Origin of the sequence: Niveispirillum sp., assembly GCF_017996735.1 — a bacterium.
Taxonomy (GTDB): domain Bacteria; phylum Pseudomonadota; class Alphaproteobacteria; order Azospirillales; family Azospirillaceae; genus Niveispirillum.
Genome location: NZ_JAGOGJ010000077.1, coordinates 1 through 15,899 on the forward strand (window position 1 = coordinate 1; position 15,899 = coordinate 15,899).

18 protein-coding genes and 1 tRNA gene are annotated in these 15,899 nt (G+C 64.7%); 12 read left to right on the forward strand and 7 right to left on the reverse strand.

The annotated features are described in order from the left end of the window. Positions 1-687: tetratricopeptide repeat protein (locus tag KBA48_RS21035; RefSeq protein ID WP_292910039.1), on the reverse strand; the 687-nt coding region annotated here is incomplete at its 3' end. Positions 688-804: 117 nt separating this feature from the next. Between KBA48_RS21035 and KBA48_RS21040 the strand changes: the two genes are divergently transcribed. Further along, positions 805-1,149: a hypothetical protein gene (locus tag KBA48_RS21040; RefSeq protein WP_292910040.1), complete on the forward strand. Its 345-nt coding sequence runs from the start codon at positions 805-807 to the stop codon at positions 1,147-1,149. A gap of 116 nt (positions 1,150-1,265) precedes the next feature. On the opposite strand, the gene KBA48_RS21045 is transcribed toward KBA48_RS21040, so the two are convergent. Beyond that, positions 1,266-1,341: transfer RNA gene (locus KBA48_RS21045), tRNA-Thr, on the reverse strand. 172 nt (positions 1,342-1,513) lie between these two features. On the opposite strand from KBA48_RS21045, the gene KBA48_RS21050 reads away from it, so the two are divergent. The 3 genes from KBA48_RS21050 (at position 1,514) to murA (ending at position 3,690) form a co-directional block, all read left to right on the forward strand. Then, complete coding sequence (locus tag KBA48_RS21050; protein WP_292910042.1) at positions 1,514-1,687, forward strand: hypothetical protein; 174 nt, start codon at positions 1,514-1,516, stop codon at positions 1,685-1,687. Between the two features lie 84 nt (positions 1,688-1,771). Next, a complete protein-coding gene (gene dcd, locus KBA48_RS21055; RefSeq protein ID WP_054170214.1) occupies positions 1,772-2,326 on the forward strand; it encodes a dCTP deaminase in 555 nt (184 codons plus the stop codon). A gap of 74 nt (positions 2,327-2,400) precedes the next feature. Beyond that, positions 2,401-3,690 (forward strand): UDP-N-acetylglucosamine 1-carboxyvinyltransferase, encoded by a 1,290-nt coding sequence (murA, locus tag KBA48_RS21060; RefSeq protein ID WP_292910048.1) that lies wholly within the window; start codon positions 2,401-2,403, stop codon positions 3,688-3,690. Between the two features lie 220 nt (positions 3,691-3,910). Here murA and KBA48_RS21065 read toward each other — a convergent pair whose 3' ends face one another. Beyond that, on the reverse strand, positions 3,911-4,939 hold the full coding sequence (locus KBA48_RS21065; protein WP_292910050.1) for a glycosyltransferase family 1 protein: 1,029 nt from the start codon (positions 4,937-4,939) through the stop codon (positions 3,911-3,913). After that, positions 4,936-5,733 (reverse strand): UDP-2,3-diacylglucosamine diphosphatase, encoded by a 798-nt coding sequence (locus KBA48_RS21070; protein WP_292910052.1) that lies wholly within the window; start codon positions 5,731-5,733, stop codon positions 4,936-4,938. The genes KBA48_RS21065 and KBA48_RS21070 overlap by 4 nt, the downstream gene beginning before the upstream one ends. A 197-nt stretch (positions 5,734-5,930) precedes the next feature. Between KBA48_RS21070 and KBA48_RS21075 the strand changes: the two genes are divergently transcribed. Beyond that, the gene (locus KBA48_RS21075) at positions 5,931-6,842 is read left to right on the forward strand and encodes a diacylglycerol kinase family protein (RefSeq protein WP_292910054.1); all 912 of its coding nucleotides are present in this window, start codon (positions 5,931-5,933) and stop codon (positions 6,840-6,842) included. Between the two features lies 1 nt (position 6,843). Here the strand turns inward: KBA48_RS21075 and KBA48_RS21080 are convergent, their stop codons facing one another. Then, positions 6,844-7,173, reverse strand: coding sequence for a hypothetical protein (locus KBA48_RS21080; RefSeq protein ID WP_292910056.1), 330 nt, complete (start codon positions 7,171-7,173; stop codon positions 6,844-6,846). Positions 7,174-7,559: 386 nt separating this feature from the next. Between KBA48_RS21080 and KBA48_RS21085 the strand changes: the two genes are divergently transcribed. From KBA48_RS21085 to KBA48_RS21110, 6 genes are all read left to right on the forward strand, one after another. Beyond that, positions 7,560-8,120: a F0F1 ATP synthase subunit delta gene (locus tag KBA48_RS21085; RefSeq protein WP_292910058.1), complete on the forward strand. Its 561-nt coding sequence runs from the start codon at positions 7,560-7,562 to the stop codon at positions 8,118-8,120. After that, positions 8,120-9,649 carry a F0F1 ATP synthase subunit alpha gene (atpA, locus tag KBA48_RS21090; RefSeq protein WP_292910060.1) on the forward strand — a complete coding sequence of 510 codons (1,530 nt, stop codon included), beginning with the start codon at positions 8,120-8,122 and terminating at the stop codon, positions 9,647-9,649. Before KBA48_RS21085 ends, atpA begins: the two co-directional genes overlap by 1 nt. A gap of 44 nt (positions 9,650-9,693) precedes the next feature. Beyond that, positions 9,694-10,575, forward strand: coding sequence for a F0F1 ATP synthase subunit gamma (locus KBA48_RS21095; RefSeq protein ID WP_292910062.1), 882 nt, complete (start codon positions 9,694-9,696; stop codon positions 10,573-10,575). A gap of 48 nt (positions 10,576-10,623) precedes the next feature. Next, on the forward strand, positions 10,624-12,051 hold the full coding sequence (gene atpD, locus KBA48_RS21100) for a F0F1 ATP synthase subunit beta (RefSeq protein ID WP_292910064.1): 1,428 nt from the start codon (positions 10,624-10,626) through the stop codon (positions 12,049-12,051). A 182-nt stretch (positions 12,052-12,233) separates the two neighbouring features. Further along, a complete protein-coding gene (gene atpC, locus KBA48_RS21105) occupies positions 12,234-12,662 on the forward strand; it encodes an ATP synthase F1 subunit epsilon (protein ID WP_292910066.1) in 429 nt (142 codons plus the stop codon). A 180-nt stretch (positions 12,663-12,842) separates the two neighbouring features. After that, on the forward strand, positions 12,843-13,661 hold the full coding sequence (locus KBA48_RS21110) for a ferritin-like domain-containing protein (RefSeq protein ID WP_292910068.1): 819 nt from the start codon (positions 12,843-12,845) through the stop codon (positions 13,659-13,661). A 30-nt stretch (positions 13,662-13,691) separates the two neighbouring features. Here KBA48_RS21110 and KBA48_RS21115 read toward each other — a convergent pair whose 3' ends face one another. Continuing rightward, positions 13,692-14,267 carry a hypothetical protein gene (locus tag KBA48_RS21115; protein ID WP_292910070.1) on the reverse strand — a complete coding sequence of 192 codons (576 nt, stop codon included), beginning with the start codon at positions 14,265-14,267 and terminating at the stop codon, positions 13,692-13,694. Between the two features lie 141 nt (positions 14,268-14,408). Here KBA48_RS21115 and KBA48_RS21120 point away from each other — a divergent pair, with 141 nt between their 5' ends. After that, positions 14,409-15,404 (forward strand): patatin-like phospholipase family protein, encoded by a 996-nt coding sequence (locus KBA48_RS21120; protein WP_292910072.1) that lies wholly within the window; start codon positions 14,409-14,411, stop codon positions 15,402-15,404. On the opposite strand, the gene KBA48_RS21125 is transcribed toward KBA48_RS21120, so the two are convergent. Then, complete coding sequence (locus tag KBA48_RS21125) at positions 15,405-15,872, reverse strand: hypothetical protein (RefSeq protein WP_292910074.1); 468 nt, start codon at positions 15,870-15,872, stop codon at positions 15,405-15,407. Positions 15,873-15,899 lie beyond the last annotated feature (27 nt).

Consider the following 15,899-nt stretch of genomic DNA (forward strand, 5'->3'; position numbering starts at 1 on the left):
CGTCTGGGCCACGGGCGGCTCGGGCTTCGGTCCGGGCTTTGGTGCCGGGGCGGGCTTGGCCTGCGTGGGGGTGGGGCCGGCATCGGCGGTTGCCGTGGGCGGCACCAGCGGTTGGGAAACCCGCTCCCGGGCCTGTCTGATCTGTTCCGGCGTGGCCTTCGACTCGATTTCCTTTTCCAGCTTGATGGCGGCGACCAGACGCTTGGCGGAAGCGCGTTTGGCCCAATGCAGGGCGTCCACCAGATCGGGCTTGGTGCCCAGCCCGAAATAGAGCAGGGCCGCCAGGTTGTTCTGGGCGTTCATGTCGCCGGCCTGCGCTGCCGGCCGGAGATAGGTCAGCGCCTTGGTGTAATCGGCCGGCATGTCCTGTCCGAAGGCGTAGAGCGCGCCGGCCAGGCTCTGCGCCCCAACATGTCCGCTGGCGGCGGCCGCCTCCAGCAGGGCCATGCCACGCCGCGCATCCTTGGGAATGCCGCGCCCCTGCACCAGCATTTCGCCCGCCAGATACTGGCCGGAACTGTCGCCCGTCTCCGCCGACGCGTTGAATTCCTTGAAGGCCGTTGCATAGTCACCGGCGAAAAACGCCAGGCGTCCGGCCTGCAGGTCCGCCAGGGCCGGCGGCGCGGACAGCAGCGTCAGGGACAGGAGCAGGGCGGCGGGGCCGGTACGGTGGAAAGGTTGCGGCATGCGGGGCGAACATCCGTCGAAAGCGTGTCGCTTCTTCATAGCCGACGCGGGCGCGCTTGACGATGCCCGTCAAACGGGCTTCAACCTGCGGCAACAAACATTGATGGAGTGCGCCGCATGGCCGCCAAGAAGAACCCGTTGAACCTGAACCCGTTGCAGTTGAAGACGCTGACCCTGTTCCAGGCCCTGGCCGAGTTCGAGGATATTGCCCGCCCGGTGGGTGACGGCGCCGTGGAGGTCATGGAACTGCCCTTCACCAGCCATGGCAACCATTTCCATCTGGGTCCCTGGCTGGTCTATGCCCAGGACGCCACGGGCCTGCGCAACATCGCCCCCTGGACGGCGCTGGAACGCAAGGGCCTGATCGTTGGCAATTTCCCGATGTCGGTGACGCTGACGCGTGAGGGGCTGGAATATGAGACGGGCATGCGTCGTCAGATTCTGCAGGGCTCCGATCACTGAGGATAAGGCCGGGCGGTGCGGACGCGCCCGCCCGGTGCCGGCGCGAACGTATGGCCAGTCAAAACAAAACCCGCCGCGCCAATAAAGGCGGGCGGGTTTTTGTTTGATCCGGGGGATGGTGCTGCCGATTGGAATCGAACCAACGACCTCGTCCTTACCAAGGACGCGCTCTACCGACTGAGCTACGGCAGCGCCTTCATCCGGGTCACCGCTGCGTCGCCGCTGCGGTGGGCGGCTATGTGCCACTCCAACCCCCGGACCGCAAGCAAAAAAATCCCGGACCTGTCGATTTTTTCCGCATACTTGACGTGCAAGCGCAAAAAGGCCAGCAATCCAGCCGTTTCCACCCGATGGACATCGCACCATGACCAGCAGCCCCCCCAAGAAGGATGACCGCAAGGACCGACTGGCCCAGGCGCTGCGCGATAATCTGCGCCGGCGCAAGGACCAGGACCGGGCACGCGACGCGCAGGAGGCAATGGAACGCGCGCTTGGCCCCGACCCAGCCGAAGGACAGATGCCCGACACCACGGCTTGAGTGGGCGGGGCCGCTGGGCTACAAGGTCTTGCGCGCCGCGCCTTGGACAGGCGGCGCCCGACATTGGGAAGTGGGGAACCGAATATGCCGATCATGCCCGATAGCTGGATACGGGAACAGGCAACCAAGCACGGCATGATCGAGCCGTTTGTGGAGGCGCAGAAGCGTGAGGGCGTGATCTCCTACGGACTCTCTTCTTACGGCTATGACGCGCGCGTCGCCCCGGAATTCAAGATTTTCACCAATATCGACAATGCCGTGGTCGATCCCAAGAAGTTCGACGCCACCAGCTTTGTCGACCGGGAGACGGATGTCTGCGTCATCCCGCCCAACAGCTTTGTCCTGGCCCGCACGGTGGAATATTTCCGCATCCCGCGCGATGTGCTGGTCGTCTGCCTGGGCAAGTCCACCTATGCCCGCTGCGGCCTGATCGTGAATGTCACGCCGCTGGAACCGGAATGGGAAGGGCATGTGACGCTGGAGATTTCCAACACCACGCCGCTGCCGGCCAAGGTGTACGCGAACGAGGGCCTGTGCCAGTTCCTGTTCTTCCAGGGGGCCAGCCCGTGCGAGGTCTCCTACGCCGATCGCGCCGGCAAATATATGAAACAGCGCGGCGTGACACTGGCCCGCCTCTGACCGGCCCAAACGCCGCCATCATCGCGGCCCATGGTCCGGGCCGCCCCTCTACCGACTGACGAAACGAATATTCCATGGACAAGCTTCGCATCCGCGGCGGCAATCCGCTGAAGGGCCAGATCACCATTTCCGGCGCCAAGAACGCGGCCCTGCCGTTGCAGGCGGCCTGCCTTCTGACGGATGAGAAGCTGACGCTGACCAACCTGCCGCTTTTGGCCGATATCACCACCATGAACCGCCTGCTGGCCCAGCATGGGGTGGAGGTGCATATCAATGGCCGCGATGCGTTCGGCTCCAGCGGTCGGTCGGTGGAACTGTTCGCCAACGACATCTTCAACCTGACCGCGCCCTATGATCTGGTGCGCAAGATGCGCGCGTCCGTGCTGGTGCTGGGCCCGCTGCTGGCCCGGTTTGGTCAGGCCAAGGTGTCCTTGCCCGGCGGCTGTGCCATCGGTACCCGCCCCGTCGATCTGCATATCAAGGGCCTGCAGGCCATGGGTGCGCAAATCGATATCGAAGGCGGCTATATCCTGGCCAAGGCGCCGGAAGGCGGGCTGGTCGGCGCGGAATTCGTGTTCCCGCAGGTGTCGGTGGGCGCCACCGAGAACCTGATGATGGCGGCCACCCTGGCCAAGGGTGAAACCATCCTGATGAACGCCGCGCGGGAGCCGGAGATCGGCGATCTGGCCCGCTGCCTGATCGCCATGGGCGCGGAGATCGAGGGCATCGGCTCCGACCGCCTGGTGATCAAGGGCAAGGACCGGCTGCATGGGGCCACCTATGCCGTGCTGCCCGACCGGATCGAGGCCGGCACCTTTGCCATGGCCGCCGCCATTACGGGCGGGGAGTTGGAACTGGTCGGCGCGCGCATGGACGATCTGAAGGCCGTGGTGAAGACGCTCGCCGGCGCCAATGTGAAGGTCACGGAAACCGCCAACGGCCTGCTGGTGGCGTCTGCCGGCGATCTGGTCGGCGTGGATGTGATGACGGAGCCGTTCCCAGGCTTCCCCACCGACCTGCAGGCCCAGATGATGGCCCTGATGTGCGTGGCCAAGGGCGCCTCGATGATCACGGAAACGATCTTCGAGAATCGCTTCATGCATGTGCCGGAACTGACCCGCATGGGCGCCAACATCACCGTCCATGGCTCGTCCGCACTGGTGCGTGGTGTGCCGAAGCTGACGGGTGCGCCGGTGATGGCCACCGACCTGCGGGCATCCGTGTCGCTGGTGCTGGCCGGTCTGGCGGCGCAGGGGGAGACCACCGTCAACCGCATCTACCACCTGGATCGCGGATACGAGCGGGTGGAGGCCAAGCTGGCCGCCTGTGGCGCCGATATGGAGCGGGTGAAGGAAGAGGATTGAGGGCGCGTTTGGCGCTGTTGTTCCCTCACCATTGCGCAAGAGGCGCTGTTGTTCCCTCACCCTCCCAAACGCTGGCGCGTTTGGGCCCCTCCCTCTCCCACCTTCGTGGGCGAGGGGCGGAACAAAGGTGAGGTCAGTTTTGCCCCTCGCCCGCTTCAGCGGGAGAGGGAGGGGCCCGCCGGCGTCAGCCGGTGGGAGGGTGAGGGTAAAACCGTTCCCGTCACGCCGCCTGATCGGCCAGACCTTCCGGCGTAAACGGCCGCAGATTGGCCAGAAACTGCTGTGCGCAGGCCCGCCAGGAAAAGCCCAGCGCGTGGTCGCGGCAGACCTTCGGATCGATCCCCACGGCCTTCAGGCAGGCCGCACGCAAATCCTCGCTCAGCACCCCCGCCGGACTGTTCCCGATGACATCCAGCGGACCCGGCACGGGGAAGGCCGCCACCGGCAGGCCCGACGCCAGCGCTTCCAACAGGACCAGCCCGAACGTGTCGGTGCGGGATGGGAAAACGAAGACGTCGGCGGCGGCGTAATGCCGGGCGAGATCCTCGCCATGTTTGGCACCGACATAAGTGACGCCCGGATACCTGGCCTTCAGTTCCGCCAGTTGTGGTCCGTCACCGACCACCACCTTGGAACCGGGAAGGTCCAGCGACAGGAAGGCCTCGATATTCTTCTCCACCGCCACGCGCCCCACGGAGATGAACACCGGGCGCGGCAGATGGGCGAACAGGTCCTTGTCGCGCGGGCGGAACAGCTCGGTATCCACACCCCTCGACCAGCGGCGGATATTGGTGAAGCCGCGTTGTTCCAGGTCGGCCTCGATGCTGGCGGTCGCCACCATCACCGAATGGGCGGGCGCATGAAACCGCCGCACGAAGGCGTAGGACAGCGACAGCGGCACCGGCGCCCGATCCCGCACATATTCGGGAAACCGCGTGTGATAGGCGGTGGTGAAGGGCAGCTTGCGTTTCAGGCAGTAGCGCCGTGCCGCGAATCCCAACGGGCCTTCGGTGGCGATATGGATCGCGTCAGGCTGGGCCGCGTCGATCATCTGCCGCACCCGCCGGCCGGGCGCCAGGGCCAGCCGGATTTCCGGGTATGTCGGCATGGGAATTGTGCGGAACCGGTCCGGCGAGATCACCTCCACCTTATGGCCCAGCCGTTCCAGTTCGGCCCGCGTCGTCGTCAGGGTGCGCACGACGCCGTTGACCTGCGGATGCCAGGCATCCGTGACGATCAGCAGCTTCACGCCGCCACCTTCACCGCCTGTCGGGCGGCGACAATATCCGCCCAGCGCAGGATCTCCAGCCGTCCATCGGGATGTTCCACCAGTGCGGTGCATGATTCGACCCAATCCCCATCGTTCACGTAAAGCACGCCATCCATGTCGCGTATCTCGGCATGGTGGATATGGCCGCAGATGACGCCGTCCACCTGCCGCCGGCGGGCCTCGTCGGTCAGCGCGGTTTCGTAATCGCCGATGAATTCGACGGCCTTCTTGGTCTTGTGCTTCAGGTAGGCGGACAGCGACCAATAGGGGAAACCCAGTTTCCGCCGCGCCTTGTTCAACAGGGTGTTGAGCCAGAGCAGGAACGTGTAGGCCGTGTCGCCCACGAAGGCCAACCACTTGGCGTAGCGCACCACCGCGTCGAACTGATCGCCATGGATCACCAGATAGCGCTTGCCGTCGGCGGCGGTGTGGATGGTGTCCTCCAGGATGGTCACGCCGCCGAATTGCAGGCCGATATAATCCCGGAACGCCTCGTCATGGTTGCCCGGGATCATGAAGACCTGGGCGCCCTTGCGGGCGCGGCGCAGGATCTTCTGCACCACGTCGTTGTGCGCCTGCGGCCAGTACCAGCTTTTCTTCAGCCGCCAGCCATCCACGATGTCGCCGACCAGATACAGCACATCGGATTCGGTATGTTTCAGGAAATCCAACAGCATGTCGGCCTGGCATCCCCGTGTCCCCAGATGGATGTCCGACAGCCAGATGGCGCGATAGCTCCGCACGTCCCCGTCGCCCAGCATATGTTCCCCCATCGCCGGTCAACCCCAACCACCAATCGTCCGCCAGAATTTAAAGACTAGCTGTAGCGGATCGCATGGTTCTATACCGCTCTATCTGGTATATTGTCAGCGTAAGGATGTTATTGTCTGCTGCATCCGCGAAAACTTCTTCGTCTTGTCGTCTTTATTACATCGTTGGTTCATCAATCCATCACAGGGATGTTTTGGAAATGTCACATGCGCTCGACCGGCGGCTGGCGATCATCTTCAATCCTGTCGCGGGGCGCCGCCGGCCCGGGTTGGTGGAACAGGTGATGGCGGCGGCCACCGATGCCGGTGCCGTGGTGTCGCTGCACACGACCGATGCGGCGGGCCATGCAACCACCATCGCGCGCGATCTGGCCCGGTCAGGCACGGCCGATGTGATCGTGGCCGCCGGTGGCGACGGCACCATCAACGAGGTGGTAAACGGCATGGCGACGGCGGGCGTGGTGGAACCGCCCCCGCTGGGCGTGGTGCCGCTGGGCACCGCCAATGTGCTGGCGCACGAACTGGGACTGATCGGATCACCGGAGCGAATCGGCCGGCAACTGGCGCTGGGGCCGCCCCGCGCGGTGCATGCCGGGGTGGCCAATGGCCGCCTGTTCACCATGATGGCCGGTACCGGCATGGATGCGCGGGTGGTGGCCGGAATCGATCCGGTGCTGAAGCGCCGGATCGGGAAGGGGGCCTATGCGCTGGGCGGCCTGCGGGAGATACTGGCGGGGCCGGCGCTCGACTATGATGTGGTGCTGACCGCGCCAGACGGCGGGATCAGCCGTCACAAGGCGGTAAGCTGCATCCTGTGCAAGGGCCATTATTATGCGGGCACCTTCGTGCTGGCGCCCGATGTGCGGCTGGAACAGCCGGTGCTGCATGCCGTTCTGTTCACGCGGGCCGGGCGGCTGGCGGCCCTGACCTATGCGACGGCGATGACGCTGGGCCTGCTGGCGGGGCGGTCTGACGTGCGGGTCCTGCCCGCCGTCTCGGCCCGGATCGAGGGGCCGGTGGGTGAGCCGGTGCAGGGCGATGGCGACATCATCGCGCGCCTGCCGGTGGATATCGGCCTCTGGAGCGGCCGGCTGCGCGTGGTGGGGATGTAGGTCAGTCGGCCTTGCGGGTGGTCAGGCTGGCCTGCGCGTCCGGCTCGACCCGGGCCAGGCAATCGATGATGTGCGTTCCCTGGCGGAACTGGACCCAGCCATGGTCGTCATGCACACTCAGCCGGTAGATGCCCTGCTGATCCCGCTCCAGGCGCAATCGTGGCTCCTTAGCGCCCGGCAACCAGATCAGGATGCTGTCGCGGTCACGGCTGGTCGACCGTTCCACCTTCTGCCACAGGCCGCGGCGGCGTCTGTCGGCCAGGATGGCGTTCCAGGCCATCAGGTCGGTGGGGGTGAAGCGCTGACGGGCGAAGGGCAGAATGACGCACATGGCATGGCCTCGGACTTTGGTGGCACAGATCCCTGCCGCGCCTGGGGTCAGCCTCACGCCCGCACCCTTAATGGCGCCTTAACCGCCACAAGTGCAAAAGCATAGGGCGGTGGGCGCCCGGCGTGCCCCTCATCACGAAAAAGCCATCTCGCACCTGCACAGCGTAATGATGCGACGAAGGTCGTAAACAGGCGCGCTTCCTTGGCAAATCCAAGGGAAGCGGTGCAAAACCGCATACCCCCAATCCACAGGCGCGCTGTTGCGTAGGGGCTATGGCTGTGTTACATGCTCGCTCGCTCGACACCGGAGGGTCCTCCTCCGGGATGGCCGATCATTGCTAACGTCCTGAAATTATTCAGGTCCACGGACTTTAACCGAGGTTACCAGTGGCAACCGAAGGGACTGGCGTCTCCGAACTCGCCTCGCGCTATGCGAGCGCCCTGTTCGATCTCGCGGATGGGCAGCAGGCCCTGGACCAGACGGCCCAGGATCTGACGTCCATCAAGGCTCTGCTTGCTGAAAGCGCGGACCTCCGCCGCTTGATCGGCAGCCCTCTGCTCGCCCGCAACGACCAGGAACGCGCGATGGAAGCCGTTCTGGCAGCGGCCGGCGTCAGCGATCTGGTGCGGAAGTTTGTGGGCCTTGTTGCCCGCAACCGCCGCCTGTTCGCGCTGCCGGGCATGATCGACGGCTATCTGGCCAAGCTGGCCCTGCGTCGTGGCGAAAGCACGGCGCGTGTCACCGTGGCCCGGCCGCTGACCGATGCGCAGTGGAATGACCTGTCCACCGCTCTGGCCAAGAGCGAAGGCAAGGGCGTGAAGCTCGATGTCTGGGTCGACCCGTCGCTCATCGGCGGCATGATCGTCAAAATCGGTTCCCGCATGGTGGATAGCTCCGTGCGTACCAAGCTCAATAAGCTGAAACTCGCCATGAAAGGGGTTGGATAATGGAAATCCGCGCCGCTGAGATTTCCGCGATCCTGAAGCAGCAGATCGCGAACTTCGGCACCGAAGCCGATGTCGCCGAAGTGGGCCAGGTGCTGTCCATCGGTGACGGCGTGGCCCGTATCCATGGCCTGGACAAGGTCCAGGCCGGCGAGATGGTTGAATTCCCCGGCGGGGTCAAGGGCATGGCCCTGAACCTCGAAACCGACAATGTCGGCGTGGTGATTTTCGGCTCCGACCGTGACATCAAGGAAGGCGACGTCGTCAAGCGGACCGGCGCCATCGTTGAGGTGCCGGTCGGCCGTGGCCTGCTGGGCCGCGTGGTCGACGGTCTGGGCAACCCGATCGACGGCAAGGGCCCGCTGCTGGACGTCAAGCGTCAGCGCGTGGAAGTCAAGGCCCCCGGCATCATCCCGCGCAAGTCGGTGCATGAGCCGATGCAGACCGGCCTGAAGGCGATCGACGCCCTGGTGCCCGTTGGCCGTGGCCAGCGCGAGCTGATCATCGGTGACCGCCAGACCGGCAAGACCGCCATCGCTCTCGATACCTTCATCAACCAGAAGGGCATCAACAAGGGCGACGACGAGTCCAAGAAGCTGTACTGCATCTATGTCGCCGTGGGCCAGAAGCGCTCTACCGTGGCCCAGATCGTGAAGACCCTGGAAGAGAACGGCGCGCTGGAATATTCCATCGTCGTGGCCGCCACCGCTTCCGAGCCGGCGCCGCTGCAGTTCCTGGCCCCCTACACGGGTGCGGCCATGGGCGAGTTCTTCCGCGACAATGGCATGCATGCCCTGATCGTTTATGACGATCTGTCCAAGCAGGCCGTCGCCTACCGTCAGATGTCGCTGCTGCTGCGCCGTCCGCCGGGCCGCGAAGCCTATCCCGGCGACGTGTTCTATCTGCACAGCCGCCTGCTGGAGCGCGCCGCCAAGCTGAACGACGCCAATGGCGCCGGCTCGCTGACGGCCCTGCCGGTCATCGAGACCCAGGCTGGTGACGTGTCCGCCTACATTCCCACGAACGTGATTTCGATCACCGACGGCCAGATCTTCCTGGAAACGGGTCTGTTCTATCGCGGTATCCGTCCCGCCATCAACGTCGGTCTGTCGGTGTCCCGCGTGGGTTCGGCCGCTCAGATCAAGGCGATGAAGCAGGTTGCCGGCACCATCAAGCTGGAACTGGCCCAGTATCGTGAAATGGCTGCCTTCGCGCAGTTCGCTTCCGACCTGGACGCCACGACCCAGCGTCTGCTGAGCCGCGGTGCGCGCCTGACGGAACTGCTGAAGCAGCCCCAGTTCAAGCCGATGCCCGTGGAAGAGCAGGTCGTGTCGATCTTCGCCGGCGTGAAGGGCTACCTGGACAAGGTCCCGACCAACGACGTGAACCGGTTCGAGGCCCGCTTCCTGGATGAAATCCGGGCCAAGGGCGCCGACATCCTGGCCGCGATCCGCAACGAGAAGGCGATTTCCAAGGAAACCGAAGAGAAGCTGAAGGCTTTCCTCGAAGGCTTCACCAAGGTTTTCGCCTGATCCAAGCACCCGGCAACGGGGCGAATTGAGAGCGTAGGGCTGTCATGCCGAGCTTGAAGGACATCCGAAACCGGATCGCCAGCGTCAAGTCGACGCAGAAGATCACGTCGGCCATGAAGATGGTCGCGGCCAGCAAGCTGCGCCGCGCCCAGGAGCAGGCCGAGGCCGGCCGGCCCTATGCTGAACGCATGGGCCGTATGCTGGCCTCGCTGGCGGCCAACGTGGCCGGCGGTCCCGGTGGCCCCCGCCTGATGACTGGGACGGGCAGCGATCAGACCCACCTGCTGGTGGTGATGACCGGTGACCGTGGTCTGTGCGGTGGTTTCAACAGCTCCGTCGTCCGCGAGACGCGTCGCGCCATCCTGCGTCTGCAGGCCGAGGGCAAGACCGTCAAGCTGCTGACCGTGGGCCGCAAGGGCCGCGACCTGCTGCGTCGCGAGTTCCCCTCGCTGATCGTCGCCTCCTTCGAAGAGGTGGGCAGGAAGAAGCTCTCCTTCGCCGATGCTGACCGCGTCACGGCGAAGATCCTGGAGCTTTTCGATGCCGGCCAGTTCGACGTGGCGACCATCATCTACAACAAGTTCAAGTCGGCGATGACCCAGATCGTCACCTTGCAGCAGGTGGTGCCCTTCGCGGCCCCCGAAGCAGGTGACACGGCGGTCGAAGCCGGCGCCGTCTACGAGTTCGAGCCGAGCGAGGAGGCCATCCTGGCCGACCTGCTGCCGCGCAATCTGGCCATTCAGGTCTATTCTGCCTTGCTGGAGAGCGCCGCGTCGTTCTTCGGTGCGCAGATGACCGCGATGGACAATGCCACGCGCAACGCCGGTGAGATGATCAAGAAGTATACCCTGATTTACAACCGCACCCGCCAGGCTTCGATCACCAAGGAACTGATCGAAATCATCTCCGGCGCGGAAGCGTTGTAAATCCATCCGCATTCACGACGAAGTCAAGGTTCCGAGGGAGCTTACCCCATGGCTAACAACAGCAACGCGGTCGGCCGCATCACGCAGGTTCTTGGTGCCGTCGTGGACGTGCAGTTCAGCGGCGACCTGCCGCCGATCCTGAACGCGCTGACCACCCAGAACGAGGGCAAGACCCTGGTTTTGGAAGTGGCCCAGCACCTGGGCGAGAACACCGTCCGCACCATCGCCATGGACACGACCGATGGTCTGGTTCGCGGCAACGAGGTGCTGGATACCGGCAACTCGATCCTGATGCCCGTCGGTCCGGCCACCCTGGGCCGCATCCTGAACGTCATCGGCGAGCCGATCGATGAGCGTGGCCCGGTCGGTAACGACAAGGTCCTGCCGATCCATCGCGACGCGCCGGAGTTCGTCGATCAGGCGACCGATGCCGCCCTGCTGATCACCGGCATCAAGGTCATCGACCTGCTGGCCCCGTACCTGAAGGGCGGTAAGATCGGCCTGTTCGGTGGCGCCGGCGTGGGCAAGACCGTGACCATTCAGGAACTGATCAACAACGTCGCGAAGGCGCACGGTGGTATGTCGGTGTTCGCCGGCGTGGGTGAGCGTACCCGCGAAGGTAACGACCTGTACCACGAAATGATCGACGCCGGCGTTATCAAGACCGACGGCCCGGGCTCCAAGGTGGCCCTGGTGTATGGTCAGATGAACGAGCCGCCGGGTGCCCGCGCCCGCGTCGCCCTGTCCGGCCTGACCATCGCTGAATATTTCCGCGATGAAGAAGGCCAGGACGTGCTGTTCTTCGTGGACAACATCTTCCGCTTCACCCAGGCGGGCGCCGAGATGTCGGCTCTGCTGGGCCGTATCCCGTCGGCCGTGGGTTACCAGCCCACCCTGTCCACCGACATGGGCGGTCTGCAGGAGCGCATCACCTCGACGAAGAAGGGCTCGATCACGTCCGTGCAGGCCATTTACGTGCCCGCCGACGACTTGACCGACCCGGCCCCGGCCACCTCCTTCGCCCACTTGGACGCCACGACCGTGCTGTCGCGCTCCATCGCCGAAATGGCCATTTTCCCGGCCGTGGATCCGCTGGACTCGACCTCGCGCGCTCTGGACCCCCGCATCGTCGGTGAAGAGCACTACAACACGGCCCGTAAGGTTCAGCAGGTTCTGCAGCAGTATAAGGCGCTGCAGGACATCATTGCGATCCTGGGCATGGACGAACTGTCGGAAGAGGATAAGCTGGTCGTGGCCCGTGCCCGCAAGATCCAGCGTTTCCTGTCCCAGCCGTTCCATGTGGCCGAAGTGTTCACCGGCACGCCGGGCGTTCTGGTTTCCCTGGAAGACACCATCAAGGGCTTCAAGGGTATCGTGAACGGCGACTACGACCACTTGCCGGAAGCCGCCTTCTACATGGTCGGCACCATCGAGCAGGCCGTCGAGAAGGCCCGCAAGATGGCCGAGGCCGCTTAAGGTTTGTAGCCTAGTGCCCTCACCCTCCCATTGGCTGGCGCCAATGGGCCCCTCCCTCTCCCACTTTCGTGGGCGAGGGGTGAAAACCGCCCCTCTCCCGCTCGTCGGGAGAGGGAGGGGCCCAAGCCGAAAGGCTTGGGAGGGTGAGGGAAGTCCCTTAAAGTTTGCGCAGGGTTCAGACCATGGCCGACAAGGTTGAATTCGAGCTGGTGTCGCCGGAAAAACTGCTGGTGTCGCAGCCGGTGCATATGGTGGTGGTGCCGGGGGCCGAGGGCTTCCTGGGCGTGCTGCCGGGCCATGCCCCGATGATCGTCACGGTGAAGCCGGGCATCATCGACATCTATGCCAATGACATGGCGACGATCACCCAGCGCATCTTCGTGGCCGGTGGCTTCTGCGAGATCACGGGCGCCCGCGTCACGATCCTGGCTGAGGAAGCGTCCGATCTGGATGCTGTCCGTGGTCTGGACCGCGCGGCCCTGGAAAAGCAGCTTGCCGATCTGACCGAAGATCTGGCCGACGCCAAGTCCGACGGCGAGCGGCATACGCTGGAAGGCAAGGTCGCCATCGTGCAGGCCAAGCTGGACGTTCAGGCCGGCACGCTGCATTAAGCCGCTTGATCGGCACCCGGAACCGCGTCACATATGTGTCACGTTTCCGGTCGTATGCGAACGGGTATCACGGGGGCGCTTTGCGCCCCCGTTGCTTTTTCGGCCCCTGCGGCCCATCTGTCAGCAACCCTGCGCCCCGGCGGCGCCTGATCTGCATCAGCGAAGTGGAAGAGTAACACCATGGCGAACGCGCATTGGACCATCGAGGGCCTGCCCTGGGACAAGCTGGACCCCGCCAAGGCGTCACCCGACATGCTGAAACTGGCCAAGGCGGCGGCCCTGGTCGAATATAACGGCCATATCTATGCCGACTACCTGTGCAACGTCTTCCGCGAGGACCCGGTCTTCTGCGACGTGGTCCGGCAATGGGCCATCGAAGAGGTGCAGCATGGGGAAGCCCTGGGCACCTGGGCATCGCGTGTCGACCCCTCCTGGGACTTCCAGGCGGCGGTCAGCCGCTTCCGTGAGGGGTATCAGATCGACGTGGCCGCCATGGACAGCAAGCGCGGCAGCCGCGCCGGCGAACTGGTCGCCCGTTGCATCGTGGAGACGGGCACGTCCAGCTATTATACGGCCCTGGCCGAAGCGACGGATGAACCCGTCTTCAAGCAGATCTGCAAGCATATCGCGGCCGACGAACTGCGCCATTACAAGCTGTTCTATGACCATCTGAAGCGCTACCTGGCATCAGAGAAGCTGAACCGCCTGCAGCGCCTGATGGTCTGCCTGTCACGCATCAACGAGACGGAGGACGATGAACTGTCCTACGCCTTCTATGCCGCGAATTACTGGACCCGGCCCTATGAGCGGGTCGAGAACAATGCCGAGTACACCAGCCTCGCCTATTCCTTCTACCGCCCCCACCATGTCGATCGTATGGTCGGCATGGTGTTCAAGGCGTCCGGCCTGAAGCCGCATACCTGGCTGCACAATTGGGCGGCCAAGTTCGCTTACAAGCGGATGCATCAGAAGGCCGAGACGGCCCGTCTGGCGGCATGATCAGTGGGGGGCTCCGGCCCCCCTTTTATGTCAATGCAGACGCTGTGATACCGGCGCTTCGATGGCAAGCCGGGGGTCGTCCTCGGTCATGCCCTTGCGAAGGACGTCCAGCAGCGTCCCGGCCTCTGGCGTGCCGCCCAGCGCATCGCAAAGGCAGCCCATCAACGCCGGCACCATCTGCATGATGGCGGTATTGCCCGGCAGGAAGCGGTGCAGGATCAGGCCGTTATCGACGGCGTCCAGCATCATCGATGCCGATGGCCCGGCCAATGCCAGATCAGGGGGCAAGGGGACCAGCGACGGAGCCTCCCCCACGGTAGCAAAGGCCCGCATGTTCCGTTCCATGATGAAGCCGCTGACGGGGCCATCCACCACCTGAAGGGCGGCATTGGTGCCGGCCTGATCCAGTAGCACGCGGCGCAGCTTGCGCAGGGCGGCGATGGCGGCGGCGATCTGGTCGGATTTGCCGACGGCACGCTGACCGGCGGCGTTGAAGGCATTGCGTACCAGGGCCGGGATGGGATTCTGGGTCTGCTGGGTTTGGGCTTGGGTCTGCTGGGTCGTCATGGCGCGATCCTCCTTCACGAAGCGATGCCCCTTGGTCATTGGCGCGCCCTCGCGGACCCCGGTATGGGCATCCGTGGCATCGCCTGTCTTCTGACTTGGGGTGGCGCTCTGTTGCCTTCAAGGGTCGGCGGCGGAACCATTCCGCGCTATCCTTTGGCGCTGCAACAGAGGTGGCCGGACATGGTGTTGAAACGAATCATGCGCCGGCTGGGCCGGAACGAGACAAGCGGCGCGGCTTCGGCGGCGTCGAACCGGCCTGCCGGCATGGCGTTGGCCCTGCAGGGCGGCGGCTCACTGGGTGCCTTTACCTGGGGTGTGCTGGACCGGCTTCTGGATGAACCCGGATTCGCGCCTATACGCCTGTCGGGGGCGTCGGCCGGGGCGGTCAATGCCGTGTCCTTTGCCAGCGGCTGGGCCAAGGGCGGGCGGGATGGCGCCCGCGATGCGCTGGACCGGGTCTGGCGGAGGGTAGGGGAATGCGGGGTGGGGGCCTTGGGCTTTTGCCCGACCTGGGCCAGTAACGGGATCACGCAGGCCGTGAACAGCGCGGCCTTGGCCATGGCGACCCGCCTGTTTTCGCCCTATGCCCTGAACCCGCTGGGTTTCAACCCGTTACGGTCGATCCTGGTGGAGGAGGTGGATTTTGCCAGTCTCACCCTGCCCGCGGCCCCCGCCCTGCTGATCTCCGCCACCCGCGTGCGTGACGGGCAGCCGCGCCTGTTCGCCAATGCGGAGATCGGTGTCGATTCGCTGCTGGCCTCCACCACTCTGCCGACCCTGCATCAGGCGGTGGAAATTGATGGGGAAGCCTATTGGGATGGTGGCTACACCCTGAACCCACCCATCCGCGCCCTGCTGGACGGGCCGTCGGTGGGCCGCCTGCTGGTGGTGCAGGCCATGGCCAACTGCACCGACGACACGCCCCGCACGGCGGCCGCGATTCGCGAGAGGCTGAACCAGATCACCTTTTCCCGGCCGCTGGAGGCGGAAATGGAACTGGTGCGGGAGGTGTTGAAGCGCGGGGAGGGGCCCGAACAGCTCGACCTTCTGTCCATCGACCCGCAAGACCCCTCGCTGGGCGACCTGAACGGCCTGCGCGTCGATATGGAGTATCTGCTGGCGCTGAAGGCGCACGGGCGGGCGCAGGCGGGGGAGTGGCTTGCGGCCGGTGCCTGATCAGAGCTGGGCCAGTGTCGCCGCAAGGCCGTCCAAAGACACCTGCACCTGCCAGACCGGTCCCACGAAGGGGGCGGTACTGACGGTCAGGACGCGGCCGGTCTTCAACGCGTCCTGAAAGGCCGTATCGTTGGGACGAAGGCGGAAGCTGCTCATGCTGGGCTGCACCTTTGTGTCGCCGGACTTGAGACTGACCAGGGCCGGGCGTGTGTCGCTGCTGTGCCGGTAAACCGGGTAGGGGGTGCCATCAATCTGCGCGAGCATCGATTCGTTGGAAAAATCCGCTTCGCTTTGCACCAGAACACTGATCCAGACGATCCCACTCTGCTTGAACAGACACAGCTCCGTCTTGTCGGTGGCTGTGACGCAGGTCTCCCGGATATCGTTCTGTTTGAGTTTCCAGCCGCTCTCCGCTGCGCCAGCGGGTGCAAACAGGGCAAGGGCCAGCAACAACAGGCATGCGCGCATCACTTGTGGCTCCAGACGTGATATGTT

Excerpts from the sequence above, each read along its gene's own strand:
- KBA48_RS21040 (WP_292910040.1), top strand. The coding sequence starts at position 805 with ATGGCCGCCAAGAAGAACCCGTTGAACCTGAACCCGTTGCAGTTGAAG.
- KBA48_RS21050 (WP_292910042.1), top strand. The coding sequence starts at position 1,514 with ATGACCAGCAGCCCCCCCAAGAAGGATGACCGCAAGGACCGACTGGCC.
- dcd (WP_054170214.1), top strand. The coding sequence starts at position 1,772 with ATGCCGATCATGCCCGATAGCTGGATACGGGAACAGGCAACCAAGCAC.
- murA (WP_292910048.1), top strand. The coding sequence starts at position 2,401 with ATGGACAAGCTTCGCATCCGCGGCGGCAATCCGCTGAAGGGCCAGATC.
- KBA48_RS21070 (WP_292910052.1), bottom strand. The coding sequence starts at position 5,733 with ATGGGGGAACATATGCTGGGCGACGGGGACGTGCGGAGCTATCGCGCC.
- KBA48_RS21075 (WP_292910054.1), top strand. The coding sequence starts at position 5,931 with ATGTCACATGCGCTCGACCGGCGGCTGGCGATCATCTTCAATCCTGTC.
- KBA48_RS21080 (WP_292910056.1), bottom strand. The coding sequence starts at position 7,173 with ATGTGCGTCATTCTGCCCTTCGCCCGTCAGCGCTTCACCCCCACCGAC.
- atpA (WP_292910060.1), top strand. The coding sequence starts at position 8,120 with ATGGAAATCCGCGCCGCTGAGATTTCCGCGATCCTGAAGCAGCAGATC.
- KBA48_RS21095 (WP_292910062.1), top strand. The coding sequence starts at position 9,694 with ATGCCGAGCTTGAAGGACATCCGAAACCGGATCGCCAGCGTCAAGTCG.
- atpD (WP_292910064.1), top strand. The coding sequence starts at position 10,624 with ATGGCTAACAACAGCAACGCGGTCGGCCGCATCACGCAGGTTCTTGGT.
- atpC (WP_292910066.1), top strand. The coding sequence starts at position 12,234 with ATGGCCGACAAGGTTGAATTCGAGCTGGTGTCGCCGGAAAAACTGCTG.
- KBA48_RS21110 (WP_292910068.1), top strand. The coding sequence starts at position 12,843 with ATGGCGAACGCGCATTGGACCATCGAGGGCCTGCCCTGGGACAAGCTG.
- KBA48_RS21115 (WP_292910070.1), bottom strand. The coding sequence starts at position 14,267 with ATGACCAAGGGGCATCGCTTCGTGAAGGAGGATCGCGCCATGACGACC.
- KBA48_RS21120 (WP_292910072.1), top strand. The coding sequence starts at position 14,409 with ATGGTGTTGAAACGAATCATGCGCCGGCTGGGCCGGAACGAGACAAGC.
- KBA48_RS21125 (WP_292910074.1), bottom strand. The coding sequence starts at position 15,872 with ATGCGCGCATGCCTGTTGTTGCTGGCCCTTGCCCTGTTTGCACCCGCT.